General features: G+C 59.4%; 24 protein-coding genes. 10 read left to right on the forward strand and 14 right to left on the reverse strand.

Annotation, left to right across the window (positions count from 1 at the left end; translation table 11 throughout):
- Positions 1-47: 47 nt before the first annotated feature.
- The 12 genes from QQK16_RS16690 to QQK16_RS16745 all read right to left on the reverse strand — a co-directional run bounded on the left by QQK16_RS16690 (position 48) and on the right by QQK16_RS16745 (position 12,924).
- Positions 48-1,292, reverse strand: coding sequence for a flagellar hook-length control protein FliK (locus QQK16_RS16690; protein WP_284197607.1), 1,245 nt, complete (start codon positions 1,290-1,292; stop codon positions 48-50).
- A 78-nt stretch (positions 1,293-1,370) separates the two neighbouring features.
- Positions 1,371-1,823, reverse strand: coding sequence for a flagellar export protein FliJ (fliJ, locus tag QQK16_RS16695; protein WP_284197608.1), 453 nt, complete (start codon positions 1,821-1,823; stop codon positions 1,371-1,373).
- Positions 1,824-1,889: 66 nt separating this feature from the next.
- On the reverse strand, positions 1,890-3,326 hold the full coding sequence (gene fliI / locus QQK16_RS16700; protein ID WP_284197609.1) for a flagellar protein export ATPase FliI: 1,437 nt from the start codon (positions 3,324-3,326) through the stop codon (positions 1,890-1,892).
- Entirely contained in the window at positions 3,316-4,131 is an 816-nt protein-coding gene (locus QQK16_RS16705) for a flagellar assembly protein FliH (RefSeq protein WP_284197610.1), read from the reverse strand. Before QQK16_RS16705 ends, fliI begins: the two co-directional genes overlap by 11 nt.
- A 154-nt stretch (positions 4,132-4,285) precedes the next feature.
- Positions 4,286-5,287 carry a flagellar motor switch protein FliG gene (gene fliG / locus QQK16_RS16710; protein WP_284197611.1) on the reverse strand — a complete coding sequence of 334 codons (1,002 nt, stop codon included), beginning with the start codon at positions 5,285-5,287 and terminating at the stop codon, positions 4,286-4,288.
- Between the two features lie 106 nt (positions 5,288-5,393).
- Complete coding sequence (gene fliF, locus QQK16_RS16715) at positions 5,394-7,118, reverse strand: flagellar basal-body MS-ring/collar protein FliF (protein ID WP_284197612.1); 1,725 nt, start codon at positions 7,116-7,118, stop codon at positions 5,394-5,396.
- A gap of 13 nt (positions 7,119-7,131) precedes the next feature.
- Positions 7,132-7,455, reverse strand: a complete 324-nt coding sequence (fliE, locus tag QQK16_RS16720) for a flagellar hook-basal body complex protein FliE (protein WP_284197613.1) — start codon at positions 7,453-7,455, stop codon at positions 7,132-7,134.
- 80 nt (positions 7,456-7,535) lie between these two features.
- Complete coding sequence (locus QQK16_RS16725) at positions 7,536-8,903, reverse strand: sigma-54-dependent transcriptional regulator (RefSeq protein WP_284197614.1); 1,368 nt, start codon at positions 8,901-8,903, stop codon at positions 7,536-7,538.
- A 38-nt stretch (positions 8,904-8,941) separates the two neighbouring features.
- Positions 8,942-9,658, reverse strand: a complete 717-nt coding sequence (locus QQK16_RS16730) for a chemotaxis protein CheB (RefSeq protein WP_308447063.1) — start codon at positions 9,656-9,658, stop codon at positions 8,942-8,944.
- Positions 9,655-11,343 carry a fused response regulator/phosphatase gene (locus QQK16_RS16735; RefSeq protein WP_284197615.1) on the reverse strand — a complete coding sequence of 563 codons (1,689 nt, stop codon included), beginning with the start codon at positions 11,341-11,343 and terminating at the stop codon, positions 9,655-9,657. The genes QQK16_RS16730 and QQK16_RS16735 overlap by 4 nt, the downstream gene beginning before the upstream one ends.
- Before the next feature lie 19 nt (positions 11,344-11,362).
- Positions 11,363-11,668, reverse strand: a complete 306-nt coding sequence (locus QQK16_RS16740) for an STAS domain-containing protein (protein WP_284197616.1) — start codon at positions 11,666-11,668, stop codon at positions 11,363-11,365.
- A gap of 74 nt (positions 11,669-11,742) precedes the next feature.
- Positions 11,743-12,924, reverse strand: a complete 1,182-nt coding sequence (locus QQK16_RS16745) for a sensor histidine kinase (protein ID WP_284197617.1) — start codon at positions 12,922-12,924, stop codon at positions 11,743-11,745.
- A 267-nt stretch (positions 12,925-13,191) separates the two neighbouring features.
- Between QQK16_RS16745 and QQK16_RS16750 the strand changes: the two genes are divergently transcribed.
- The 6 genes from QQK16_RS16750 (at position 13,192) to QQK16_RS16775 (ending at position 19,684) form a co-directional block, all read left to right on the forward strand.
- Positions 13,192-14,151: a chemotaxis protein gene (locus QQK16_RS16750; protein ID WP_284197618.1), complete on the forward strand. Its 960-nt coding sequence runs from the start codon at positions 13,192-13,194 to the stop codon at positions 14,149-14,151.
- 32 nt (positions 14,152-14,183) lie between these two features.
- Positions 14,184-15,119: a chemotaxis protein gene (locus QQK16_RS16755; protein ID WP_284197619.1), complete on the forward strand. Its 936-nt coding sequence runs from the start codon at positions 14,184-14,186 to the stop codon at positions 15,117-15,119.
- Between the two features lie 57 nt (positions 15,120-15,176).
- Complete coding sequence (cheY, locus tag QQK16_RS16760; protein WP_284197620.1) at positions 15,177-15,566, forward strand: chemotaxis response regulator CheY; 390 nt, start codon at positions 15,177-15,179, stop codon at positions 15,564-15,566.
- 14 nt (positions 15,567-15,580) lie between these two features.
- Positions 15,581-16,384 (forward strand): protein phosphatase CheZ, encoded by an 804-nt coding sequence (gene cheZ, locus QQK16_RS16765; protein WP_284197621.1) that lies wholly within the window; start codon positions 15,581-15,583, stop codon positions 16,382-16,384.
- Between the two features lie 26 nt (positions 16,385-16,410).
- Entirely contained in the window at positions 16,411-18,378 is a 1,968-nt protein-coding gene (locus QQK16_RS16770; protein ID WP_284197622.1) for a chemotaxis protein CheA, read from the forward strand.
- Between the two features lie 88 nt (positions 18,379-18,466).
- Positions 18,467-19,684, forward strand: coding sequence for an EAL and HDOD domain-containing protein (locus QQK16_RS16775; protein ID WP_284197623.1), 1,218 nt, complete (start codon positions 18,467-18,469; stop codon positions 19,682-19,684).
- A 105-nt stretch (positions 19,685-19,789) separates the two neighbouring features.
- Here the strand turns inward: QQK16_RS16775 and dut are convergent, their stop codons facing one another.
- Both dut and coaBC read right to left on the reverse strand, forming a co-directional pair.
- Positions 19,790-20,242 (reverse strand): dUTP diphosphatase, encoded by a 453-nt coding sequence (gene dut / locus QQK16_RS16780; RefSeq protein ID WP_284197624.1) that lies wholly within the window; start codon positions 20,240-20,242, stop codon positions 19,790-19,792.
- Entirely contained in the window at positions 20,239-21,432 is a 1,194-nt protein-coding gene (coaBC, locus tag QQK16_RS16785) for a bifunctional phosphopantothenoylcysteine decarboxylase/phosphopantothenate--cysteine ligase CoaBC (protein WP_284197625.1), read from the reverse strand. Before coaBC ends, dut begins: the two co-directional genes overlap by 4 nt.
- Positions 21,433-21,518: 86 nt before the next feature.
- On the opposite strand from coaBC, the gene radC reads away from it, so the two are divergent.
- From radC to QQK16_RS16805, 4 genes are all read left to right on the forward strand, one after another.
- Positions 21,519-22,193, forward strand: a complete 675-nt coding sequence (radC, locus tag QQK16_RS16790) for a RadC family protein (protein ID WP_284197626.1) — start codon at positions 21,519-21,521, stop codon at positions 22,191-22,193.
- A gap of 379 nt (positions 22,194-22,572) precedes the next feature.
- Positions 22,573-23,586: a hypothetical protein gene (locus QQK16_RS16795; protein ID WP_284197627.1), complete on the forward strand. Its 1,014-nt coding sequence runs from the start codon at positions 22,573-22,575 to the stop codon at positions 23,584-23,586.
- 186 nt (positions 23,587-23,772) lie between these two features.
- Positions 23,773-25,011 carry a branched-chain amino acid ABC transporter substrate-binding protein gene (locus QQK16_RS16800; protein WP_284197628.1) on the forward strand — a complete coding sequence of 413 codons (1,239 nt, stop codon included), beginning with the start codon at positions 23,773-23,775 and terminating at the stop codon, positions 25,009-25,011.
- A 191-nt stretch (positions 25,012-25,202) separates the two neighbouring features.
- On the forward strand, positions 25,203-26,132 hold the full coding sequence (locus tag QQK16_RS16805) for a branched-chain amino acid ABC transporter permease (protein ID WP_284197629.1): 930 nt from the start codon (positions 25,203-25,205) through the stop codon (positions 26,130-26,132).
- Positions 26,133-26,140 lie beyond the last annotated feature (8 nt).

Here is a 26,140-nt window from a genome sequence, read left to right on the forward strand (position 1 = left end):
ACACGCACCCTCACTACGCAGCCAGCGCTCCAGCCGGCCCACACTGTTCAGACAAACAGGTTCACGTTGCCAGGGAGACCTGGCGGCAGCTTCACCCGCCAGGTATTCGCGGGTGCCTGTGCCTCTTCGGTCTGGGCGGAGAAACTACGGCTACCGTGGCGGCCATTCCTGTCATCTTGCCCCTGCCCACCCTGCCCAGCCTGTGATTCCACATGGGCCTGATTCAACTGGATGCCACTCTCGGCCAACATTTCGCTCAGTCTGGGCATGGAGGCCTGCAAGGCCTCACGCACCGGCGCCTGGGCTGCGAAGAAAGTCAGGGTGGCCTGGTCCTGATTCAGCGTCAGTTTGACCTCCATCGGGCCCAGGTGGGGAGGGTTCAGATGCATCTCCACCTCCTGCTGCTGATTGCTCACCATCATGACGACCTTGTTACCCACGGCGCGATCCCAGCCCTCGCTACCCACGGGCTGGTGGATGGCATAAGCGGAACCACGCGTCGATTCTGTCGTATGGCTACGTGGCAACTCCATCCGAATCGCCGCCGTGCCAGATTGCTGGCGCAGGGTCGCCGCATCTGTCGATGCCAACTTCTGATCCAGCACCGCCTGAAATCCGCTTGCTACCTGATCCAGTAAAACTGTCTCAGCATCAGCCTGCGGCAAGTCCTGCCGCAGGCCGGCAAGTTTGTCCGTAGCCTCGCCCAGCAGTTGCTGGGAAAAGCGCTTGTCCGATTTATCATTCGCAGCTTCACGGCCATCGAGCAAGGCTTGGGCAAGGCCTGCATGCTGCAATAGCGGATCACCCTTTACCTCGGCCTCAGCTTGCAAGGCAGCCAGACCACGATCCACGTAAACCTGCAATTGCGCCACCATGCCGGCAGCCGCCGCTTGCTCGGCACTCCCCTCGGCCACCTTGTCGTGCTCAGGCGCATCCGACTGCTCCTTACCCGCTTCACGGGTCGCCGACCGTTCGCTCGAAGGTGTCGTCTGCTCGGGGGCTTCTGCCGTCTTGCTCGGCTCGGCAGCGTTTTCCGGCTGCTTGGCGGGTTCCACGGGCTTGGCCACAGCCACCGGCTTGACCGCCTCCAGAGGCTTTGCCTGGTGCTGTACCGGCTTGCTTACCTGGGCGTCGCGCGCCAGTTGCTCGTTCTGGCGGCTCTGCATCTGCCGGTTGAGCGATTGCTCAAACAGGTTGTTGCCCACCGATTCCTCGGCCCGCAACTTACCCGGCACCGTCACGGAGGCAGCAAGCTGGGCAATGATATTGTTGGTCTGGCTGGCGGTAGGCATGGTGCAGTCCTTGTCCTGAGTCTCTCCCCCTGACGGGGTCAGTAAGCCTTCAGCAAAAACAATGCCACCTACCTGAAATCAATGCCCCGATGCATCGCGCCGACGCTGTAGTATCGAAGCCCACTCATCGGTCAGTTTCTGATCCTGCTTGGCTTCACGCTGCGTCTCGCGGCTCTGGTGCCTGTCCTGCAGGGTCTCATACGCCTTGACCTCACGCTCACAGGCCTGCCAGGCCTGCTTGCGTGCCTCCAGCTGCGCCTCGCAACGCGCTTCTTCAGCCAGTTGTTGCTCAACCGCAGTATCCAGTTTGGCCAGGAACAACTGAAAATCGTTCCATTGATGGATACGCATGCCTCGCGATGCCGTATCTGTCAGGCGCGTGCGGTACTCTTCACGATACTGCTCAATCTGTGCCCGCCGTGCACGCGCCTGCTCCAGCCGCTGCAGTGCCGCGCTGATGGCGCGCGCCGCGTCCTCACGCTTGTCGATGGCGAGTTCCAACAGGAATGCAAACTGAAAAGCCTTGGCCACGACGGCAACCCGAAGTTAGCACCACCAACCGGACCCAAGGCAGCGGTTTGTTGGTGATACATAAGTTTATTCGCCAAACAGGGCTGCCAATCTCATCCTGGCCCCGGCATAGCCCTCACGCTCGAAAATGCCCTGCTGCAAGAAGGCCTCCATGGCTGGCATCCTGGCTATCGCCTCATCCAGCAAGGGATCAGATCCTCGCACATAGGCGCCTACATTGATCAGGTCGCGGCTCCGCTGATAGCGCGAATACAGCTGCTTGAAGCGCCTGACCAGATTGTATTCCTCTGGCTCTATGATGTCGGTCATCACACGGCTGATGGATTGCTCCATATCGATAGCTGGATAATGGCCTGCATCGGCCAGGTGCCGACTTAGCACAATATGTCCATCCAGGATGGCACGTGCACTGTCGGCGATCGGATCCTGTTGATCGTCGCCTTCGCTCAGAACAGTATAGAAGGCGGTGATTGACCCTCCGCCCTCCTGTCCATTGCCCGCCCGCTCAACCAACGCAGGCAATTTGGCAAAGACCGAAGGAGGATAGCCCTTGGTGGCCGGCGGCTCGCCGACAGCCAGGGCAATCTCACGCTGCGCCATGGCATAGCGGGTCAATGAATCCATGATCAGCAACACATTGGCACCCTGATCGCGAAAATACTCGGCAATCGCCGTTGCGTAGGCTGCACCATGCAGGCGCAGCAAAGGGGGGGTATCGGCGGGTGCAGCCACCACTACCGAGCGCCGCAGGCCTTCCTCACCGAGGATATTCTCGATGAAGTCCTTTACCTCGCGGCCACGCTCACCAATCAGGCCTACCACCACCACGTCAGCCGTGGTGTAGCGGGCCATCATGCCCAGCAGCACACTCTTGCCCACACCCGAACCGGCAAACAGGCCCAGGCGCTGTCCCCTGCCCACAGTCAGCATGGCATTGATGGCGCGCACCCCGACATCCAGCACATCATGCACCGGCACACGATCCAGGGGATTGAAGGGACGTGAGAACAGCGGCACATGGGCTTCAACCTGCAAATGCCCCAGCTTGTCCAGAGGCCTACCCAGGCCATCCAGCACCCGCCCTAGCAGATGTGGACCAACAGCCGCCTGGCGCCCCCGGTCTTCCAGCCTGCGTCGCGGTGCATGGGTCAGATTGAAGTAAGGCACCCGATTGGCCAGGTCTTCGTAAGCCACTACCCAGGCGCCCGGCTCCAGGCCATAGACTTCCGCCACAGGCATCAGGAACAGCTTGTCGCCGTTAAACCCCACCACTTCGGCTTCTATGCTGTGACCAGCTGGCAGAATGATATGGCAGCTTGCACCCACCGGTAGCTTGATGCCCACAGCCTCCAGTACCAGGCCGGCCACACGGGTCAATCGCCCCTTGGGTAGCCAGGGCTTGGTCGCAGCCACGGTATCGCAGCATTGCTCGGCATAACGCTGCCAGCGTGCCAGCACGGGTGGCGCCGGTGCTGCAGGCGCAACATCATCCTCAGTGCTCATCGTCAGCTACCCAGGGGTCGCTACGCCCCAGGCCCTCGACAATGCGCCGCCACCGGCTAGGTAGCGACAAGTCAAGCTCAACACTGGTATTGCTGATGCGGCAACCACCCCGCGCCATCTCGGCAACCGGCTCCAACCGCCATTGCAGGGTAGCCAGCTCCCCTGCCAGCAAGGTCTGTAGCAAAGCCAAGTCATCCGGGTGCAATTCCAGCTTCAGCGGTCCTTGCAGCTCCGGCAGGCTGTTGATGGCCTCGCGTATGACTGCTAACAGCGACTCGGGCGATTGACTCAGCTGCTGCCGCACCATCTGGCGTGCAGCTGCAAGGGCAATATCCAGTATGGGCCGGGCCAGTGCATCCTCGTAGTCCGCCACGGCTGTTGCCAATTGCGACACCAACAGCTTGAACTGTAATACTTCCGCCTCGGCCTCCTGCCGCCCCACCTGCAAGCCTGCTGCATACCCCTCAGCATGGCCCGCTTCGCGCCCTGCCACCTCTCCCTCGGCAAACCCGGCCTGCCTGCCCTGAGCGTGGCCATCGGCATAGGCTTCCTGCTGTGCCGCCAGCTTGAGCTGATCCAGCTCCACTTCAGCAATCATGGGCACCATGCTGATTTCGGCCTCAGCCGCCACCGCGCTCTCCTCCACAGCCTGCTCAGCCACGGATTCCTGCTCGACTGGTACTGCCTCAGGCACATACACATGCGGCCTTTGTACCGACGTGCCGCTGAGCTGGGTCATATGCCAGGGTTCCAGCGGGGGCACATCCTCGCGCCTTATGATCTTCTTCTCACCCCAGGCCTTCATTGCATCACCTCAGCGCCCATACTTTGTTAAGAGCTGCCAACAAAACCCCTATGGCCTTGTTGCGCACGCTTGCCGTACCCCCGACTGCCGCGCGCGCCTGGCCAGAACCGCTACGCTGGTTTTTGTTAGCCGCTCTAAAGCCGCTCACGCGGTATTACTCGACAAACCCTTCACCGCCGCCCTTGGCAATCGCAATCTGGCCTTCATCGGCCAGGCGGCGCACCACCTTGAGTATTTCGCGCTGCTCGGCCTCTACCTCGGACACCTTGACCGCGCCCTTGGCCTCGAAATCGTCGCGCAGCATTTCGGCCGCGCGCTGCGACATGTTCTTGAATATCTTGGTACGCAGTATCTCGCTGGTTCCCTTCATGGCGGTGATCAGGGAATCGGACGATATTTCGCGCAACAGCAGCTGTATGCCGCGATCGTCGATATCGATCAGATTCTCGAAGGTGAACATCTTGTCCTGGATACGCTGCGCCAATTCCGGATCGTATTCCCGTATGGCATTGATAGCCGAGGCTTCGACCACGCCCCCCATGAAGTTGAGGATCTCGGCCGCCATGCCTTCGCCGCCCATGGCCGACTTCTTGACGCGATCAGCACCAGACAGCAGCTGGGTCAGCACATCATTGAGTTCACGCAAGGCGGTAGGTTGCACCCCTTCAAGGGTAGCAATACGCAGCAGCACATCATTGCGCAGGCGCTCAACAAACTGGTTCAGCACCTCGGACACCTGATCCGGCTCCAGATGCACCAGGATGGTGGCAATGATCTGTGGGTGCTCGTTCTTGATCAATTCGGCCACGGCGACCGAATCCATCCACTTCAGCGACTCGATACCGGTATTGTCCCCCCCCTGCAGGATGCGATCGAGCAGGTTGGCCGCCTTGTCCGACCCCAGCGCCTTGGTCAACACCGAGCGTATGTATTCGTCAGCCGCACCGAAGTTGGCGCGATTCATGGTGGAGCCCAGAAAGTCGCCAACCACCTCTTCCACCTGTTCGCGGGTGACGTTATCCATGCTGGCCATGGCCAGGCCTATCTTCTGTACTTCTTTGGGGCCCAGGTACTTGAAGACTTCTACGGCAGCCTCCTCGCCCAGGCTCATCAGCAAGATGGCACTGCGGCGGATGGCTTCATCATTAGCGGCCATGCTGGCTCCAGAAAACGGTGCGATAGGCACCCTGATTCACATCGACGCCTGCAAGTCCCGGCGGCCGGCGACATCCACCAGCCCATCCGAACCAACAGACCAAGGCTTAACCGGTTTTTTGATCAGAAGGATCGGCAGTGAGCCATTCGCGGATGATGGTAGCCACCATGCGCGGGTCTTCCTTGGCCATTTCCTTGGCGCGCTGTAGCAGCTCGCTGAATGCCGCCAACTGCGCACCCGCCTCGGCTTCGGCCACCACCTCAGCCTCCACCTCAGACTGCGCCAATTCCTCTGCCGTCAGGGCCACGCCACCTTCCTCGCCCCCCATGGCACCCTTGTCCTGGCGTGGGCGTATCACATCGCGCAGGATGGGGCGCACCACACCAAACAGGAGGTAAGCCACCACCAGGGCGATCAGGATGACCTTGAGGATATCGGCAGTATTGGCGATCAGGTATTCGGTCAGCTTCTCGAAGAAGGACTTGCCCGCCACATCCAGTATGCGGTCTGCAAAGGCAGCATTGACCACCTTCACTGAATCGCCCCGGTCCCGGTTGTAGCCTATGGCTTCCTGCACCAGGTTGGTCACCTGGTTGATCTCGGGCTGTGTCAGTGGTTGCGACTTCACGCCGCCATCCTTCTGCTGCACCCGCTTGAAGTTCACCACCACTGCGGCATTGACACGCTTGAGCACGCCCACCTGCTGGCGAACATGGGCAACGGTCTTGTCCACCTCGTAGTTGCGCGTCATCTCCTTGTGCGAGGTGGAGGACGGCGCATTGTTGACCGTCACGCCCGGCGGATTGGGCAAGGTGATGGGCGCACTGGCTGCACCGGGCGGCTGGTTTGATAAGGCACCCGGCACGCCTGAAGGCTGGCTGGCATTGGCACCCGCACCTTCGCTGGACTGCTCGCTGCGTATGGCCGAGGCATTGGGCGGTGAATTGGGCTTGAACGTCTCCGATGCCTGCTCCACTTCGGAGAAGTCCATCTGAACCGTCACTTCGGCCTTGACGTTATCCTTGCCAACGATGGGTTCCAGTATTTTCTGGATACGCTCGGACAGCAGCGACTCCTGCTGCGCCACCAAAGCCATCTGCCGCTGGTTGAGCGAACCATTGCCACCATTGAGCAGGTCGGGCATGTTCGACAGCAGGCTGCCATCCTGATCCACCACCGTGACATTCTTGATAGGCAGATCAGGTACGCTGCTGGACACCAGATGGATGATGCCGGCAATCTGCGCCCCATCCAGGGCACGGCCCGGATGCAGGGTCAGCAGTACCGAAGCGGTAGGTTTCTGCTGCTCACGCAGAAATACGGTCTGCTTGGGCATGGCCAGATGGATGCGTGCCGAAGCGACGGCTGAGAGCGATTCAATCGACCGTGCCAGCTCGCCTTCAACCGCACGCTGGTAATTGACCTGCTCGCCGAACTGGCTGATGCCGAATTTCTGGTTATCCAGCAACTCGAAACCCACAGTGCCGCCCTTGGGCAAACCCTGTGACGCCAGTTGCAGCCGCGCCGCGTGCACCATTTCGGCCGGCACCGAGATCACGCCGCCGGGTTCAAGCTTGTAGGGGATATTCTGCTGTTGCAGTATCTGAACGATCTGGCCGCCATCCTTATCGGAAATATTGGCGAACAGTATCTTGTAGCCGGGGTCGCGCGCCCACAGCACACCAATGACCAGCGCCGCCACCACGGCTGCAATGACGGCTATCGTGAGTATCTTGCGCGTATTGGGGAGTTGATTGAACTGCTGGATGAGGTTGGGACGCTCACCCTGCTGTACATCTCGATTGTCGACGGCTACGACCGCGTCATCCATATATCAGGCGATATCACACCTGCATGTTCATAACTTCCTGGTATGCGGACACCAGCTTGTTACGAACCTGCACCATAGTCTGGAAAGACAGGCTCGCCTTCTGCAGCGAGACCATCACGTCTTGCAGGTTGGCGTTGGGGTCGCCCATTTCGAACGCCTGCTGCTTGGCCTGCGAATCGAGTTGCATCTGATTGACCTGGTCCAGCGACGACTTCAGCACAGACGCGAAATCACCACCTTCCGGCAAGGCCTCTGCAGCGGACGAAGACTGCCCGGCCGCCTTGGCGGACATGGCCTTTAATTCGCCCAGCAGGTTGTCTATCCCTTGCACGCTCATGATGCACCTCGAAACTGCGTGAAATTGTATGTGTCTCGCTTGAACAATAGCAAGCAATCCGCAGGCCAACAGGCCTTTTATTACTCTTCCTGCCAACCTTCTTCGCGATACTGCTGCAATTTGTAGCGCAGCGTACGTTCGCTCATGCCCAGCTTTTCTGCCGCCAGCTTGCGCACACCCCCGGCCTGCTTGAGTGTGTCGACTATGTGCTGCCGTTCCAGCGAACGCATATCGGTCACCACAGGCGCAGCAGGCGGCAAATCCGGCTGCGGCATATTTGCCACCGGCGCGGCAATTTTTGCCGTCACCGGCAATACTTGCCGGCGCAATTGCGGCAAAAACAGGTGTTCAGGTTCTATATCGTCACCGGGCGCCAAAATTAAAGCCCGCTGCATGACATTCTCCAACTCCCGGATATTGCCATCCCAGCTATGTGCTGTCAGGGCAGCCGCAGCGGCGGCACTGATTGCCGGCACCCGCCGCTTACCCGAGGCTGCATGTCTGGATAGCATGGCCCGTGCCAGGGGCACGATATCGTCGGGGCGCTCGCGCAGTGCCGGCAATGCCAGTGGAAAAACATTGAGCCGGTAGTACAAGTCCTCCCGAAACCGGGCGGCAGCCACTTCGGCCGGCATATCGCGGTTGGAAGTCGAGAGCACGCGGATATCAATGGCGATCGGTTTCTTGCCCCCTACCCGCTCCACCTCCCGCTCCTGCAGCACGCGCAACAGCTTGGCCTGCAGCTCCAGTGGCATTTCCGAGATTTCATCGAGCAACAAGGTACCGCCATCAGCCTGCTCGAACTTGCCGATATGCTGGTTGGCCGCGCCGGTAAACGCTCCTTTTTCGTGGCCAAACAGGGTGGACTCCAGCAACTGCTCGGGTATGGCCGCACAATTGATCGCCACAAACGGGCCGCCGGAACGGGCCGAGTGTCGATGTATATAGCGCGCCAGCACTTCCTTACCAGTACCACTCTCCCCGGTAATCATCACCGCCGCCTCTGACATGGCTACCCGCTGGGCCATATCCAGCAAGTGCAACATGCCCGGGTCTTCGGCAATCACCGCATCATCGTCCACCGCCGGCAGCATGTACTTGGCCACCGTCGCCAGCAGATCATCCGGCTCGAATGGCTTGGGCAGGTAGTGCGCCGCACCAGCATGGAGTGCCGCCACCGCCTTCTCGATCACACCATAGGCCGTCATCAGCACCACCGGTATATGGGGATAGGCCAGTTTTACCTGCTTGAGCAGCGTCTCGCCATCCATGGGCTGCATCTGGACATCCGACAACACCATGCCGACCTTGCGTTCAGCCAGCACCAGCAATCCGGCCTCGCCATCCTCTGCACTCAGCACTTGATAACCTGCCAGCTCCAGCGTATCGGTCAGCGCCTCGCGCAGGTCGTTGTCATCCTCGACGATCAGTATGGGCAGTGCGGGCATGGCTCTGTTTCTGCTTGTAAAGGGTTATGCGGCCGAGCTTACACGGCACCCGGCGCTTTGGGGAGCGGTGTACGCAGGCACGCCTGCAGGCGGCCAGGCAATTCGCCCAGGGGCACTACTTCGTCCACCCCACCCAGGGCGATGGCTTCCTTGGGCATGCCGAACACCACACAGCTGGCCTCGTCCTGGGCGAAATTGTAGGCACCGGCCCGTTTCATCTCCAGCATGCCTTGCGCACCGTCACGCCCCATGCCCGTCAGTATCACGCCCACAGCAAAGCGCCCCGCATGGTTGGCGGCAGAGCGGAACAGCACATCGACCGATGGCCGATGCCGATTGACCGGATGTGCCTTGGACAACTCACAGACATAGTGCCCGCCGGACAAACCCAGCATCAGGTGAGAATGCCCAGGCGCAATATAGACATGACCGGGCAAGACGACTTCGCCTTGCTCGGCCTCCTTGACGTGCAAGGTACACAGGCTGTCCAGTCGCGCCGCAAACGGGGCAGTAAACATCTCGGGCATATGCTGGGCCACCAGCACGGCAGGCATATTCTCGGGCAAAGGCTGCAGAAAATGCTTGAGGGCCTCGGTGCCGCCGGTAGAGGCGCCGACGATCACTACACGCTCAGCCGGGCCGCGTACCGGCTTATCGAACAAGGGCAGCACCACATCGGCACTATGGCTAGGCGGTATTTCCAGGCCGGCTTGGGCCTGCTCGGTGGAGCGCTTACCGTGATCGTGTGCGCTCATAAGGCTTGTCGCGTCAGGTAGCAGGCCTCAACCGTATTGCCGTTGCCGAAGAAGCGCAGCGAAGCGCACAGCGCATTCACCAGTGCAATGCCACGACCACTGGGCCGCAAGTTGTCCGGCGCCTCCTGCCAACTCCAATCAAAACCCGCCCCGCTATCCGCCACGCGTATCCTCAACATGGTGCGGCCACCCAGATCGTAGCCGGCCAGCTCTATCTCTACCCTGCCTTCGCGCAAAGCGACCAGACGGCGCGCGCGCTCGGCCAGGTAGACCTCCATGCCGTCAGTACCCTCCTTGATGTCGGACGACAATTCCAGCAGGCCATGATCCACCGCGTTGACAAACAACTCGGTGAGTATCAGGAAGATATCTGCATGGGCCTGAGTCAGCGGCTTGACCTGACTGATAAAGCCCATGATCAAGGGTACGGTATGCAGCGTCTTGAGTTCTTCGGCACCAAGGGACAACACATAACGCCAGCGAGCCTCGCCGGCAATCTGCGGTAATTCTCCCACCTCCACATGTTCGGGTAGCGGCAGAACAGCATCTGGATCCAGGTCGACAATGGCCAGTGACACATCATCATGGCAGCTGGCACCGCCAAGGAAGTCAGACAGCATATCGACTGTCCGGGTCAGCGCCTCAGCCGCAGGGCGGCCTCCGCAGGCCAGCCCCAAGCGTGTCACACCAAAGGCCTCACCGAATTCGTTGCGCGCCTCCAAGAGGCCATCGGAGCAAAGCACCAGATTGGCCCGTCGATTAAACTGGTAGCGCTCGGTTTCCAGCTCCAGCGCATCGATGGGCAGGATACCCAGCGGTAGATGACGCGAAGGCCAGCGCTTCAGCACCCCTCCCCTATCGTCATACAGCTGCAGCTCAGGGATGCCGCCATTCCATACTTCGATGGTGCGCTTGACGAAATCGACCGCCACGAACGCCACTGCCACGAATCGGCCCACCGGCAAGACCTGTCGCACCTTGCGGTGCATTTCCATCAGGATATCGGTCAGTGCAAAGCCGCGCTCGGTCATGGCATAGAAGGGCTGTGTCAACGGCAGCACATTCAACGCCGCCGTCAGCCCATGCCCTATGCCGTCAGCCAGCATCAGATGCAATACCTGACCAGGCGTACGTGCTGCTGCCACCAGGTCGCCCGACAGGCTCTCGGCTGGCGCAATCCAGCTATGCAATTGCGGATCGGACAAGCGTTCGCGATTGACCAGCTGTTCCATCAAATGCCGGGCAACCCGTTTTTCTTCTTCCGCACGGTCGAAATAGCCTGCCAGCTTCTCGGCTTGCTCACGCACCTTGCGATTCAGCTCTACGGTCCGCTCTATAGCCTTGATCTTGGCTTCCAGAATACGGAAATTGACGGGCTTGAGTAGGTAATCGTCGGCACCGATCTCCATGGCATCGGCCAGTTTGGTCACTTCTTCCACCGCCGTAATAAGCACGATGGGCACCCAGCGTGCCGACATACGCTGCTTGATCTGGCGCCCAGCCTCTGGACCATCCAGCCGTGGCATCAGCATGTCCATCAACACCATGTCGGGTTGCTCGGCCATGCATTGCTCAACCGCCTCGATGCCATCGTTGGCCAGGATCAATTGATGACCCAGCGACTCAACAAAGCGACCGATCAGCAGCCGGACAACTTCAGCGTCATCTGCCAGCAGGACTTTCATAGCTAGGCGGGCTCAACCTTTAGCGGATGGTGAAAATCTTGCCGAAGCAAGCGATCTCCAGTACCTGGCGCACGGTATCCCGACAATTAACCAGAGCCAGCGTCTTACCCGCTGCTGCAGCCTTCTCCTTCAGCAGCAGCAGCATGCCCAGGGCAGAGCTATCGAGGTAGTCGACTTGTTGGAAATCTACCAACACCTCATTTACGCCGGCAGCGCCCAGCACTTCATCGCAGGCCTGTCGAAAATCGCGGTGGGCGCTGAAGTCAAATTGACCCGAGAGCAGCAAGCGGCCGGTTTGGCCGTCAATTTCAACGATGGCAGTCATGATGATTTCGTTTTTCCTAATTAACCAAGATGAATTGAATAATAGATGGACTATGTCGTTATCACGATAGGGAGCTAATGCGCGACTGGCAACAGAATCGTGAATCGTGCGCCCTCACCCGGCGCTGAAACCACATCGATTTCCCCGCCCAGCGCAGTCACCAGATTGCGCACGATCGCCAGCCCCAGACCGGTGCCTTCCTTGCGTGTAGTGAAGAAAGGCTCAAACAAGCGTTCGCGTACTGCTTCGGCCATGCCACACCCCTCGTCCGCCACCTCCAGGCGCCACGCTACGCCCTGCTGCTGCAAGGCCAGCTCAATCTCCTGGCCCGGCCCGGTTGCCTGCAGGGCGTTCTCCAGCAGGTTGATCAAGGCTCCGGTCAATTCCTTGCGGTTTGCCCTGACCCAGGCCGGCCCTGCCGGCAGGCTTAGCTGCCATACACGATCTTGCCCGTCATCCTGGGGTTGCACTGTCTGTATCGCTTCTTCCGCTACGGCCACCAGATCCACCTGTTCAAACTCTGCCTGCTGTCCACGTACAAACAGCAGCATGTTTTGTATCAGGGTTTCGAGGTAGCGTAGCCGAGCCAGCGATTTCTCGCCAAACTTGATCCGATCCGCTTCGCCCAGTTGGGGCCGCGCCAGGTTGGCTGTATACAACAAGGCCGTCGCCAAGGGCGTGCGCAGCTGATGCGCCAGCCCTGCCGCCATCTCACCCATGGAAGCCAGGCGCTTATGCTGTTCCAGTTGCCGGCGCAGGCGCCAGCTCTCGCTGACATCATGCACCAGCAGGATGCGCTCGCCGCCGGGCAACTGGCTGGTCACGATGCTGAGGCGCTTCTCAACCCCATCGGGCAACAGCAACTGCCACTCATTGACTACCGATGTCGCCACCAGCTCAGGCTCGATGGCCTCATGCCAGTCCAGCCCGATCAAGGCCGCGCCAAAGATAGCCGACGCAGCAGGATTGGCCGTCAGCACCCGATTCTCCCCATCCAGTTCCACCACCCCGCCAGGCAAGGCTGCCAGCAAGGTCTCCAGCCGGCTCGACAAGGCGGCTTTCTCCTCGAACTGCTGGCGCAAGGCGCCGTTGGCCACCGCCAACTCCTGGGTCAGCGAACCCACCTGCTGCTCCAGCTCCTGATAGGACTCGACCAACTGGCGGGATGCCTCATTGAACAGGCTGAATGCCTGCTCTAGTTCAGCACGGTCTATCTTGTCGCCGCCCGCAGCGGCATCGACCGGTTTTGCTTCCAATGTGAGCGTCCTTGTTGAGCGTATTGTTTTGGATTATAAAAATTTCGACAAAGTCGTGCTGAAAACCGCACTCAGCTTGCAATCTGGGCCATAGAGGGCGATAAATAAAACGAAGCCGCCCCTCAGGATTGCGCCAGCACAAGGAAGTGCATGCGCAATTCAGGGTAAGGTAGAATATTCGAAGTGACTGATGTTTGCCGGTATCGCATGCCACCGCGCATGCTTGCAACGTCACAGCCTCCCCAACATTACCGCGGAGCCGCAACCGTGTCCGACTTGCTCAAGAAAATCGACGCGCGCACCAAACTCGCCGGCACCAACAAGCTAGAAATCCTGCTGTTCACGCTGGGTATGGATACACGTTCGGGCCGGCGTGAAAACTTCGGCATCAATGTATTCAAGGTGCGCGAGGTGATGCGCACCCCCGAAATCACCCAGGCACCCGAGATGCCTCCTGCGGTGGAGGGCATGGTCAGCCTTCGGGGCAACCTGATACCCGTCATCGATCTTGCCAGCTACGTGGGTGTCAAGACCGACAGCAAACCCGACATAATGATTGTGTCTGAGTACAACGGTCACACCCAGGGCTTCCTGGTCGAGGCCGTGGACACCATCCTGCGGCTGGACTGGTCGCAGATGCGTGTACCGCCTGAAATGCTCAACAACAATCTTCGCGGCCTGGTTACCGCCGTTACCGAGCTCGATAGCGGCAAGCTAGTGATGATGCTGGACGTGGAGAAAGTCCTCGCCGAAACCAATCAAATGGACGACTCCGCCGAATTCAAGACCATACGGCCGGTAAGTGACTTGGTTGGCAAGACGGTGTTCTATGCCGATGATTCGGCCATTGCCCGCAAGCAGATACAACGAACCCTGGATGCGCTTGAACTCAACTATGTTGAAGCCATCAACGGCAAACGAGCCTGGGACGAGCTGCAACGCATTGCGGCGCAGGCAGAAGTGATGGGCAAGCCGGTCAGGGATTTCGTACATATGATACTGACCGATGTGGAAATGCCCGAGATGGATGGCTACATGCTGACCAAAACGGTCAAGGGAGATCCCCGCTTTGCTGGCATCCCCATCCTGATGCATTCTTCCCTGTCGGGGATGTCGAACCAGAAGCTGGGGCAGTCGGTTGGCGTCGATGCCTATGTCGCCAAGTTCGAGCCGCACAAGTTGACGGAAGCGATCACCACCATGTTGCGTAACGCCGCCCAGCACTGAGCCACAGATAGATCTGCGTACAAGGGAAAGCCATGTCCAACGCAAACTCCACCCTGCTCGACAGCGTCGATGCCCGAACCAAGCTGGCGGGCTCGAACAAGATGGAAATCCTGTTGTTCTCGCTGGGTACCCGCGAGACCTTCGGGATCAACGTCTTCAAGGTCAGGGAAGTCTCGCAGACCCCCAAGATCACAAAGACACCCAATATGCCGGTTGGCGTGGAAGGTGTGATTTCACTTCGTGGCAATATCATCCCGGTCATTTCCCTGGCCAAATTTGTCTGCCCCAATGATCCGGACGCGCAAAACGAAGAAACCATGATTGTTACCGAGTTCTCCAAGCACACCCAGGGCTTCTTGGTGCGCTCGGTGGACCGCATCATCCGGGTGGACTGGAACAAGGTGCGTGCGCCGGAAACCATGCTGGCCGGCAACCAGGCGCTGATCACTGCGATTACTGAACTCGACGATGGCAAGCTGGTATCGATACTGGACGTCGAGCAGATACTAGCCAGTGTCATCGGTGAAACCTTTGTGCCAGACATACCCTCGGTCAGCGTGGACCAGGAAAAATTCATGTTCTTTGTGGACGACTCGGTGGTTGCCCGCAAGGAGATCGTCAGCGTGCTCGACAAGATCAGCGTCAAGTACCAGCAAGCAAACAATGGCGCCGAGGCCTGGGACAAGTTGCAGAACATTGCCACCCGTTACCAGCACGACAGCCAACCCCTGAGCCACCATCTCAAGCTGATTCTGGTCGATGCCGAAATGCCGGAGATGGACGGCTATGTGCTGACCAAGCACATCAAATCCGATACCCGATTCCAGGGTATTCCGGTCGTCATGCACTCCTCGCTGTCATCCAATGCCAACCGGGCCATGGGCAGCAGCGTGGGCGTTGACGCCTACGTCGCCAAATTCGATCCTTTCGTATTGGCGGAAACCATTTCTCCTTTCCTGCAAAGCTGAACTACACCGTAACGCGGTTAACCGCACGCCCGTACGCGGGGTCTCTCGGAGCAAGACATGACGGACAAGAACATTCGATTTCTGGTGGTTGACGACTTTTCCACGATGCGCCGCATCGTTCGTAACCTGCTCAAGGAGCTGGGCTTCAGCAACGTCGAAGAGGCCGAAGATGGCCAGGTCGCGCTGCACAAGCTCAAGTCCACCACTTTCGATTTCGTCGTTTCCGACTGGAACATGCCGAACATGACGGGTATCGAACTGTTGAAGGCTGTACGTGCTGATCCAACGCTCAAGCACCTGCCCTTTCTGATGATCACTGCCGAGGCGAAGAAGGAGAACATCGTCGAGGCGGCGCAGGCAGGCGCCAGTGGCTATATCGTCAAGCCGTTCACGGCAGCTACGCTTGATGAAAAGCTCGGCAAGATCTTCCAGACCCTCAACAAATAAAACGGGAGTCCAACGTGAGCGATAAAGCCATCAACAGCGGTGACTCCGACGAACTGCAAGCCTTGTTCGATAGCATCGTCAATGCCAATCAACCCGATGAGGCCCCTGCTCCGGCAGCCGCCGCGCCTGCGCCCGAACCCGTTGCCGAAACACCACCGCCGAGCGCCGCCCCCAATGCCGCAATGAGCATGGAGGACCCCGCCCGCTCCATGTTTGCCAGCATCGGCCAATTGACTCGCAAGGTGCACGACGCCCTGCGCGAGATGGGCTACGACAAATCGCTGGAAAAGGCCGCTGCCGCCATCCCCGATGCGCGTGACCGCCTGTCCTATGTTGCCACCCTGACTGAACAAGCCGCCAACCGCACCCTGAATGCGGTGGATGTAGCCCAGCCGCTGCAGGACAAGATCGAGGCCGACTCCGAAGCCCTGGCCAGCGAATGGGACAAGCTCTACGCCAATCAATTGTCGGTCGAGGAGTTCAAGCAGCTGGCTGCGCGCACCCGCGAGCACCTGAAGACATCTGCCGCTAATGCCCGCGCCACCAACTCGCAATTGCTCGAGATCATGATGGCCCAGGATTTCCAGGATTTGACCGGCCAGGTCATCAAGAAGATCGTGGAAATGGCCAAGGAGATGGAAGGCAGCCTGTTCGAGTTCCTGGTGCAGTTCTCGCCGGCCGGCACGGGCAAGCCCCTACCCATAGGCGAAGTCGATGCCAGCTTGGAAAACGGCCCGGTCTACAATGCAGATGGCCGTACTGATGTCGTTACCAACCAGGAACAGGTGGATGACCTGCTTGCCAGCCTGGGCTTCTGATCTGGCCTAGCCAAAAGGATGATGCCATGAGTGATTTTTCGGGCATGGAAGACCTGCTGCAGGATTTCCTCACGGAAGCCTCCGAGCTGCTTTCCGACGTGGACAACAAGCTGGTCGAGCTGGAGAAGCGGCCCGATGACAAGAACCTCCTGAACGTCATCTTCCGGGGTTTTCATACCATCAAGGGCGGTGCGGGCTTCTTGAATGTCGACGCTCTGGTCAACTTGTGCCATCGCACCGAGAACCTGTTCGACAAGCTCCGTAACGGCGAGCTCAAGCTGACGCCCGAGCTGATGGACGCCATTCTTGCCGCTACAGGTGTGGTGCGCGATATGTTCGGTTCGCTGTCACAATCACGGCCACCAGCACCAGCGGATGCTGCCTTACTTACCCAACTGGACGACGCACTGGAAGGTAGACTGCCTAGTGCAGTCGCAGCCGCACCCGCCCCGGCACCAGCGTCGGCTCCAGTTGCTGTACAGGCATCGGCACCTGTTGCAGCCCCCACAAATCATGGTAACGAGCCCGATTGGGTAATGCTACATGCGGCCATCACCGGCGCCCCCATGCCCGCGGCCAAGCCGGCCAGTGCGCCGGTTCCCGCTGCGCCAGCAGCAGCACCGGTACCTGTTGTATCTGCCGCACCGCTGCCCGCCGCGCCAGTATCCGTTCCCGCCGTCACCACGCCTGCCGCACCCGCCATGGGGCTCAAACCTGCAGCGCCCGCGCCGGCGTCCAAGCCGCAACCGGCTGCCCAGCAACTGGCTGCGCAGGAAACCACCATCCGGATCGATACCAACCGGCTGGATCAGGTACTGAACCTGTCGGGCGAAATCGGCCTGACCAAGAACCGCCTGACCACCCTGCGTACCGACATACTCAACGGCAAGACCGACTCCACTACCCTGAAGGCACTGGATGAGGCCATAGGCCAGCTGGATCTGCTGGTCAGCGACCTGCAGAACGCGGTCATGAAGACCCGCATGCAGCCCATAGGCCGGCTGTTCCAGAAATACCCCCGCCTGGCGCGCGACCTGGCCCGGCAACTGGGCAAGGATGTGGAGCTGGTCATCAGTGGCGAGGAAACTGAACTCGACAAGACCATGCTGGAGGATCTCAACGATCCCCTGGTTCACTTGGTACGCAATGCCGTAGACCACGGCGTCGAAACCATAGAAGAGCGCATTGCCGCCGGCAAGCCGCCCAAGAGCATCGTGCAGCTGTCAGCCACCCAGGTAGGCGACCATATCCTGATCGAGATAGTCGATGACGGTAAGGGCATGCGTGCCGACTTCCTCCGCCGCAAGGCTGTGGAAAAAGGCCTGATTGACCTTGAAACCGCCAATAGCCTGGATGACAAGCAGGCGCTGCAACTGGTCTTCATGCCAGGCTTCTCCACCAAAGATCAGATCTCCAGCGTATCGGGCCGTGGCGTGGGCATGGATGTGGTCAAGACCAATATCCAGAAGCTCAATGGCCGCATCGACATCCACTCCGTGGTGGGAGAAGGCACCCGCTTTGCCATCTCCCTGCCGCTTACCCTGGCCATACTGCCTGTACTGGTGGTCAAGGTCTGCGACCAGCCCTTTGGCGTGCCCCTTGCCATGGTGCGGGAAATCATCCCCATCCGCTCCGAGCAGGTACAGGAAGTCTCCGGCCGCGCTACCATCGTGGTGCGCGATGAGATCCTCTCGGTGCGCTCCCTGGCGCGGCTGCTTGGCTGGCAGGAAACCCAGACGCCGCAGTTCGGTGTATTGATGCAATCTGGCGAGAATAGCTTCATCCTGGCCATAGACAGTTTCATCGGTCGCGATGACGTGGTAATTAAACCGCTGCAGAACATACGCCCACGTGGCGTTGCCGGTGCTACCTTGTCCGGTGATGGTTCAGTCGTACTGGTACTTGATATGGAAGACCTGCTTGAGGACAACCAGTCCGATCAGTCTGCCATCAAGACGTCGCAATTCCTGGAAATGCTGTCGAACAAGGCCTGAAGCCAAATTGCCAAGGGGGTCGGCGGTCTGCATAATGAAGGCCGCCGTATAGAATCCATCCGACTGCTTCCGCCTACCGCGAGTCACTATGCAGAACAACGCCTTTATCGGCCGTCAGCCCATACTTAACCGCCAGCAGCAGATCATAGGTTATGAGTTGCTGTTTCGACTGGATCAGTCCTCCCTGACGGCGGACTTCTCCAGCGATATGCAGGCCGGCACCAATATTCTGGTCAACACCCTGTCCAATATGGGCGCGGATTGGCTGGTAGGTAGCAAGCTGGCCTTCGTCAACGTCGCCACCTCCATGCTGGAGAGCAACTTTCTCGAGTTGCTGCATCCGCAGCGTGTGGTGCTGGAGATCGTCGAGTCGGTCAATGCCACCCCCGAGTTGCTGGCACGCGCCAAGGAACTACGCGCCCAGGGCTTTGGCATTGCGCTGGACGATTTTACCTACACCCCGCAGACGGCCCCCTTCCTCGAGTTTGCCAACTATGTGAAGCTCGATATCCAGCAACTGGGGCTGGAGAACGTGAAGAGCCTGTCCAAGGAGCTGCGCAAGTTCCCAGTGCTGCAGGTGGCAGAAAAGGTCGAGACCAAGGACGAGTTCAAGTTCTGCCTTGATGTGGGCATGGACTGCTTCCAGGGTTACTACTTCGCCCACCCCGAGACGCTCTCGGCCAAGGTGATCAACCCGGCCTACGCCAACATCCTTACCCTGCTCAACATGTTGCGCAACAACGCCGAGATCACCGAGATCGAGAATGCGTTGAAGCGTGATGTGGCCCTGTCGTTCAAGCTGCTGCGTTATATCAATTCGGCAGGGTTTGGCCTCTCCTGCGAGATCCATTCCTTCCGCCACGCTGTCACCATACTGGGCTACCAAAAGCTGTACCGCTGGCTCACCCTGTTGCTGGTTACCGCCAGCTCCGACGCCGGTACCCCGCCTGCACTGATGAAAACCGCCGTCACCCGTGGCAGGCTGGTCGAATTGCTGGGCAGCCACATGCTCGACGGAACCGATCGCGACAATCTGTTCATCGTTGGCGTGTTCTCGCTGCTGGACGTGATGCTGGACATGCCTATGGAGAAGATCCTGGAAACCCTGCTGCTGCCAGATGCCGTCTCTGACGCACTGCTCAGCCGCACCGGTATCTATGGTCCCTTCCTGGAGCTGGCCGAAGCCTGCGAAGACCCCGAGATGGCCGATGTGCCGCGCTTGTGCGAGCACTTGCAGCTGACCCCGGAAATGCTCAACAAGGCCCATGTATCAGCCTTGGCTTGGGTAGAAGAGTTGGGTGTCTAAACCCCAGTCAGGCAGCAAAAGCTAAGCCGCAGCAAAAAGCCACCATACAGGTGGCTTTTTGCTTTTCTGGCTACCACAGTACAGGCCGGGCCTGCTACTGCACGGTCAGTGCTTGCCGGTACTACCGAAGCCCCCCTCGCCCCGATCGCTGGCGGGGAACTCGTCCACGACATTGAAACCGACCTGCACGACCGGCACCACGACCAGTTGGGCAATACGCTCCATGGGCTGGATCACAAAAGGCTCGTTGCCACGGTTCCAGACCGAAACAAAGATCTGTCCCTGGTAGTCGGAATCAATCAGCCCCACCAGGTTACCCAGCACGATGCCGTGCTTATGCCCCAGGCCAGAGCGCGGCAATATCATGGCGGCAAGGTGGTGATCGGCCAGGTGGATGGCCATTCCGGTAGGTACCAGCTTGGTGGCACCCGGCTGCAAATCCAATGGTGCTTCCAGGCAGGCACGCAGATCCAGCCCGGCTGAGCCGCCGGTGGCATAAGCTGGTGGGTGCTCTTTCAGGCGGTCATCCAGCAAACGTACGTCGATCTGTTTTTTCATGGCTTATGGTACTCATGGTAAAGCTTGGCGGTGTGTTGCACGATGGCACGGGCAATCTCCTGCTTGGGGGCACGCGGCAGCTTGTGCTGGCCGTGGTCGTCAAGCAGAAAGACTTCATTATCGTCAGCCCCAATGGCTGACTGAACTTGGTTGGCCACCAGCAAAGGCAGTTTCTTGCGCCGGCGTTTCTGTTCGCCGTACTCCAGCAGGTTTTCACTCTCGGCGGCGAAGCCCACACAGAATGGTGGATCAGCCAAACCAGCCACGTTGGCCAGAATATCTGGATTGGGCGCCAGTTCCAGGGTCAGGATATGGGCATCCTTCTTGATCTTCTGCTCGGATGGATTCAGTACATAGTAGTCGGCCACCGCCGCCACACTGATAAAGATATCAGTCTTGCTGACAGCCGCATTGACGGCAGCCAGCATGTCCTTGCTGCTCTCCACATCCACGCGCCGTGCACCCACCGGGGTTTTCAACGATGTTGGTCCGGCAACCAGCGTCACTTCGGCACCGGCCTCCAATGCCGCGCGGGCAATGGCAAAACCCATCTTGCCTGAGCTGGAATTGGTAATGCCTCGCACCGCATCGATACGCTCAAAGGTAGGCCCGGCGGTAATCAGTACCTTCTTGCCCTTCAGGTATTTGGGCTGGAAAGCGGCCTCGACCAGTTCAAACAGGGCTTCTGGCTCGAGCATGCGGCCAAAACCCGTTTCGCCGCAGGCCTGGTCACCCTCATCCGGCCCCAGCACCAGCACGCCATCTTGCCTTAGCTGCTGCACATTGCGCTGGTTGGGTGGGTTCTCCCACATCTGCCGGTTCATGGCAGGCGCCACCAACAGGGGGCAATCCCGGGCGGTGCACAGCGTAGACAGCAAATCATCGGCTGCGCCATGGGCCAGCTTGAACATAAAGTCGGCGGACGCAGGCGCCACCAGTATCAGATCCGCCTCTCGGCCCAGATCGATATGGGCCATGTGGTTATCGACCCGGCTATCCCACAGATCAGTAAACACCGGCCGGCCCGACAAAGCCTGGAAAGTGGCCGGCGCCACAAACCGGGTGGCCGCCTCGGTCATCACCACCTGGACATCATGCCCAGCCTTGACAAACAGCCGTGTCAGCTCCGCCGCCTTGTAGGCAGCCACACCACCGGTCACACCCAGCAAAACACGCTTGGGGCGATTCATGCTTGCTGCTCTCGCATCAGAATTCCTTTACAAATAAGCCTGCTCAGCCCGAAAGTGTAAAGCATCCCTCTCGCCCACCCAAACCCATGCCGATAACCGACTGGCCCACCGACGAACGCCCCCGCGAAAAACTGCTACAACATGGCGCCAGCAGCCTGTCTGATGCCGAGCTGCTGGCCATCTTCCTGCGGGTAGGCATACCAGGTAAGAATGCGGTGGACCTGGCGCGCGAGCTGCTGCAGCACTTTGGTTCTCTCACCGAGCTGTTTGACGCCAGCCTGACCGAACTATGCCGCATCCCCGGCATGGGCGCTGCCAAGTACAGCCAGTTGCAAGCCATACTGGAAATGAGCCGCCGCGCCCTGGGAGAGCAGCTGAGCCGCCCCCAGGCCTTCAGCCAACCTGCTGCGGTGCGCGATTACCTGCGCCTGTGGCTGGGCGGAGAAGACCGCGAATGCTTCGGTGCACTTTTTCTGGATACGCAGCACGGCCTGATCAGCGCCGAAGTGTTGTTTCGCGGCACGCTGGATCAGGCCAGCGTCCACCCACGCGAGATAGCGCGGCGGGCGCTGCAATTGAATGCCGGGGCATTGATCATTGCCCACAACCATCCCTCGGGCGTCAGCCAGCCCAGCGAGGCCGATTTGCACCTGACACGCACCGTCAAGCAAGCCTTGTCACTGCTTGATATACGGTTGCTCGATCATTTCGTGGTAACCCGCCACGGCAGCCATTCACTGGCAGAACACGGCCAGATGTAAGAGCCTGTTCAACGTCTTTTCACCGCGTCGCGGCCCGCTGGGTTCGCAACCTTGCCGGATGAAGGGCAAGGCACAAGACGCGCAGCGGTACGGGTACCGTCAGCGGCTTGCAACGCTGCCATTCGCCGGCAAGGCTGCGAACCCGAAGGGCTGATCTGGAAAACGGCCACTCACTGCGTTGTGGCGCTTGGCAATAACTTGTTATTGCCTGCGCACCACGCCTTGTGCCTGGCCATTTTCCAGATCAGCGACGTGGCGAAAAGACGTTGAACAGGCACTTAGCCTGTTCGTCAGGATAGCCTTGCATATCATCAAGTTATCCTTCTCCTTGCCGATATCTGGGCATAAAGCCGTTGACAGGCGGCCAGGAGAAAACAAGATGAAAATCGAGCAATCGCAGGTCCAGCTTGCTGGCCAGCGCGAGGCTGCGCGCCGGCAAACCATAGAGACGCGCATCAACACCAGCTTCCGCCCTGCCCCACCGCCCCCGCAGGAAAACGTTGCCCTCTCCAGCCAGGGTGTCTCCACCCAGGCGGCCGACACGGGCTACGACCTACGCTTGGCACTGGAGAGCAACCCACTCTGGCCGCTGGTGCGCCAGTTGGTCAAACACCTCACCGGCCGCGACCTGGAAACCGAGAATGTTGTGCCTGCGCAACGCAACATCGGCGCAACGACCAGTGGCGAAGCCAGCGGCGTACCCGCCGGCCCGGCGCAGGCCGAGTGGCGTATCGACTACCACTACCGCGAAGTGCTGGAAGAAAGCGAATACACGCGCTTTACCGCTGGCGGTCGCATAACTACGGCAGACGGCCAGGAGATTGCCTTCAGTGCCGCACTGGACCTCAGCCGCTACTACCGCGAAGAACGCGAGTTCAGCCTTACCGCTGCATCGCCCGGCATGAAGAAAGACCCGCTGGTCATCAACTATGCCGCCGCCACGGCCAGTCTGGGCAACGATAAAGTCACCTTTGACCTGGATGCCGACGGCCAGCTCGATACCATGTCCTTTCTGGGCCAGGGTAGCGGTTTTCTGGCACTGGATACCAACCAGGATGGCACCATCAACGATGGTAGCGAGCTGTTTGGTGCGCTGAGCGGCAATGGCTTCGCTGATCTGGCCCGGCACGATCAGGATGGCAATGGCTGGATAGACGAAAATGATGGCGTCTGGGCGCAACTCAAGCTATGGACACGGGATACCAACGGCGTAACCCACCTGACCGACCTCAAGGGCCTGGGTATCGGCGCGCTCTATCTGGACAACGCACAAACCGATTTTTCCCTGACAGATCAACAGAATATAGAACATGGACAGATACGGCGATCTGGCATCTATCTGTCCGAGAGCGGGAAGGTCGGGACCATGCAGCAACTGGACCTGGTGGTATGAGTTAGGGATTACCCGCAAAGCCTTGGTACAAGCCAAATTCGCGGTTTTACGACAGGCCTTATCCCACGTTGACAAGCGCAAAAGTTGGAGCGCAATATTCCGCACGCATTTTGGCTCGTTGTCGGATTGCGCATACTGTGCAGTTCCTAATTTCGGAATACCGCGTTTGTCAAAAGGGGAACATTCATGACCTTGGCTCGTTACAGCCTGATCGCCACCGCCGTACTGGCACTCGCCGCTTGCGGCAAACAAGAAGAAGCGCCGGCACCTGATGCAGCTGGTGCACCCGCCGCTGCCGCACCCGCCGGCGACGAAGTGATCAAGATTGGTCACGCAGCACCGCTGACCGGTAACATCGCCCACCTGGGCAAGGACAATGAAAACGGCGTCCGCCTCGCCATCGAAGAACTGAACGCCGAAGGCGTTGAGATCGGCGGCAAGAAGGTCAAGTTCGAGATGATCTCGGAAGATGACCAGGCAGACCCCAAGACCGCTACCACCGTGGCCCAGCGCTTTGTGGATGCCAAGGTTGCCGGCGTGATCGGTCACCTGAACTCGGGTACCACCATCCCAGCCTCCAAGCTGTATTCCGATGCCGGCATTCCGCAGATCTCGCCATCTGCCACCAACCCGCAATACACGCTGCAAGGCTTCAAGACTGCCTACCGCGTGATTGCCAACGACGTCGCACAAGGCGGCGCGCTGGGTGAGTTTGCTGCCACCAACCTGAAGGCCAAGAAGGTCGCCATCATCGACGACCGTACCGCCTACGGCCAAGGCCTGGCAGACGAATTCGAGAAGGCCGCCAAGGCCAAGGGCGTGGAAGTGGTGGGTCGTGAGTTCACCACCAACCAGGCCACCGATTTCATGGCCATTCTGACCACCATCAAGGGCAAGAAGCCGGACGTGATCTTCTACGGCGGCATGGACGCTCAGGCCGGCCCACTGACCCAGCAGCTGAAGAAGCTGGGCATTGCCGCCAAGGTGATGGGTGGCGACGGCTTCCAGACCGGCGAATACATCAAGCTGGCAGGCGACAACGCCGAAGGCCAGTTTGCTTCGCAGCCTGGCATGCCCAAGGACAAGATGCCCGGCTTCGCCGACTTCGATAAGAAGTACAAGGCCAAGTTCAACACCGACATCCAGATCTACGCACCGTTCACCTATGATGCAACCCGCCTGATGGTGGAAGCCATGAAGCGTGCTGGCTCGGCCGATCCGGCCAAGTACCTGCCTGAACTGGCCAAGACCGATTACCAAGGCGTAACCGGCCCCATCAAGTTCGACGAGAAGGGCGATATCGTCGGCGGCCAAGTGACCGTGTATCAGGTCAAGGCTGGCAAGTGGGAAGCAGTGGCCACCGTGGGCAGCCCAGCTGCCGCACCGGCAGCCGCAGCAGCGCCTGCTGAACAACCTAAGCAGTAAGGTTGTTACAACAAAGGCGGCGTCGAAAGACGCCGCCTTTTTCACTTCCGGTTTTCCCCAACTACAACTGTAGTCATACCCCAGTCACAATCAGGCCCGCCTCAATATAATAATTCTGAGGCACACGGGGTTTCGTTTGCCGACCCGGCACGATTCGCTTTCCCTCACGCAACAAGACGAGGAGTCAACGCGTGGACATTTTCATCCAGCAACTTATCAACGGCCTGGTAGTCGGCAGCATCTATGCGCTGATCGCTCTGGGCTACACCATGGTCTACGGCATCCTGCAGCTCATCAACTTCGCCCATGGCGAAATCGTGATGATGGGCGCCATGATCACCATCTCGGCTGTCAGCATCCTCTCGGGTAGCGGCGTCAACCTGCCGGGGCCACTGCTGGTCGTGGCCGGCTTACTTGTCTCCATACCCATCACCATGCTGCTGGGCTTCACCATCGAGCGGGTAGCCTACCGTCCGTTGCGTAAAGCACCACGCCTGGCCCCCTTGATCACCGCCATCGGTATCTCCATCGTGCTGCAGCAGGTTGCAGTGCTGATCTGGAAGAACAATCCTCGTTCCTTCCCTGATCTGCTGCCCCATGCCTCGCACGACTTCATGGGCGCCGTGATTACCGATCTGCAGATACTCATCGTTGTACTGGCCCTGGTTGTCATGGGTGGCCTGCTCATCATGGTCGAGAAGACCAAGCTGGGTCGTGCCATGCGCGCAGTATCCATGAATCAGTCGGTCGCCAGCTTGATGGGCGTCAATATCAACTACGTTATCTCCATGACTTTCGTCATCGGCTCGGCACTCGGTGCCGTGGCCGGCGTGATGGTTGGCGCCAACTACGGCCTGGCCTACCCCACCATGGGCTTCATGATAGGCCTGAAGGCCTTCACCGCAGCCGTGCTGGGTGGTATCGGCAACCTGGCTGGCGCGGTCGCTGGCGGCCTCCTGCTGGGCATTATCGAGAGCGTCGGCGCCGGTTACCTGGGCCCGATTACTGGTGGTGTGCTGGGTAGCCACTATCAGGACATCTTTGCCTTCATGGTGCTGATCCTGGTGCTGGTATTCCGCCCCAGCGGCCTGCTGGGCGAACGTGTCGCCGAACGCGCCTGATCGGGAGA

The organism is Chitinimonas prasina (genome assembly GCF_030160395.1).
Lineage (GTDB): Bacteria > Pseudomonadota > Gammaproteobacteria > Burkholderiales > Chitinimonadaceae > Chitinimonas > Chitinimonas prasina.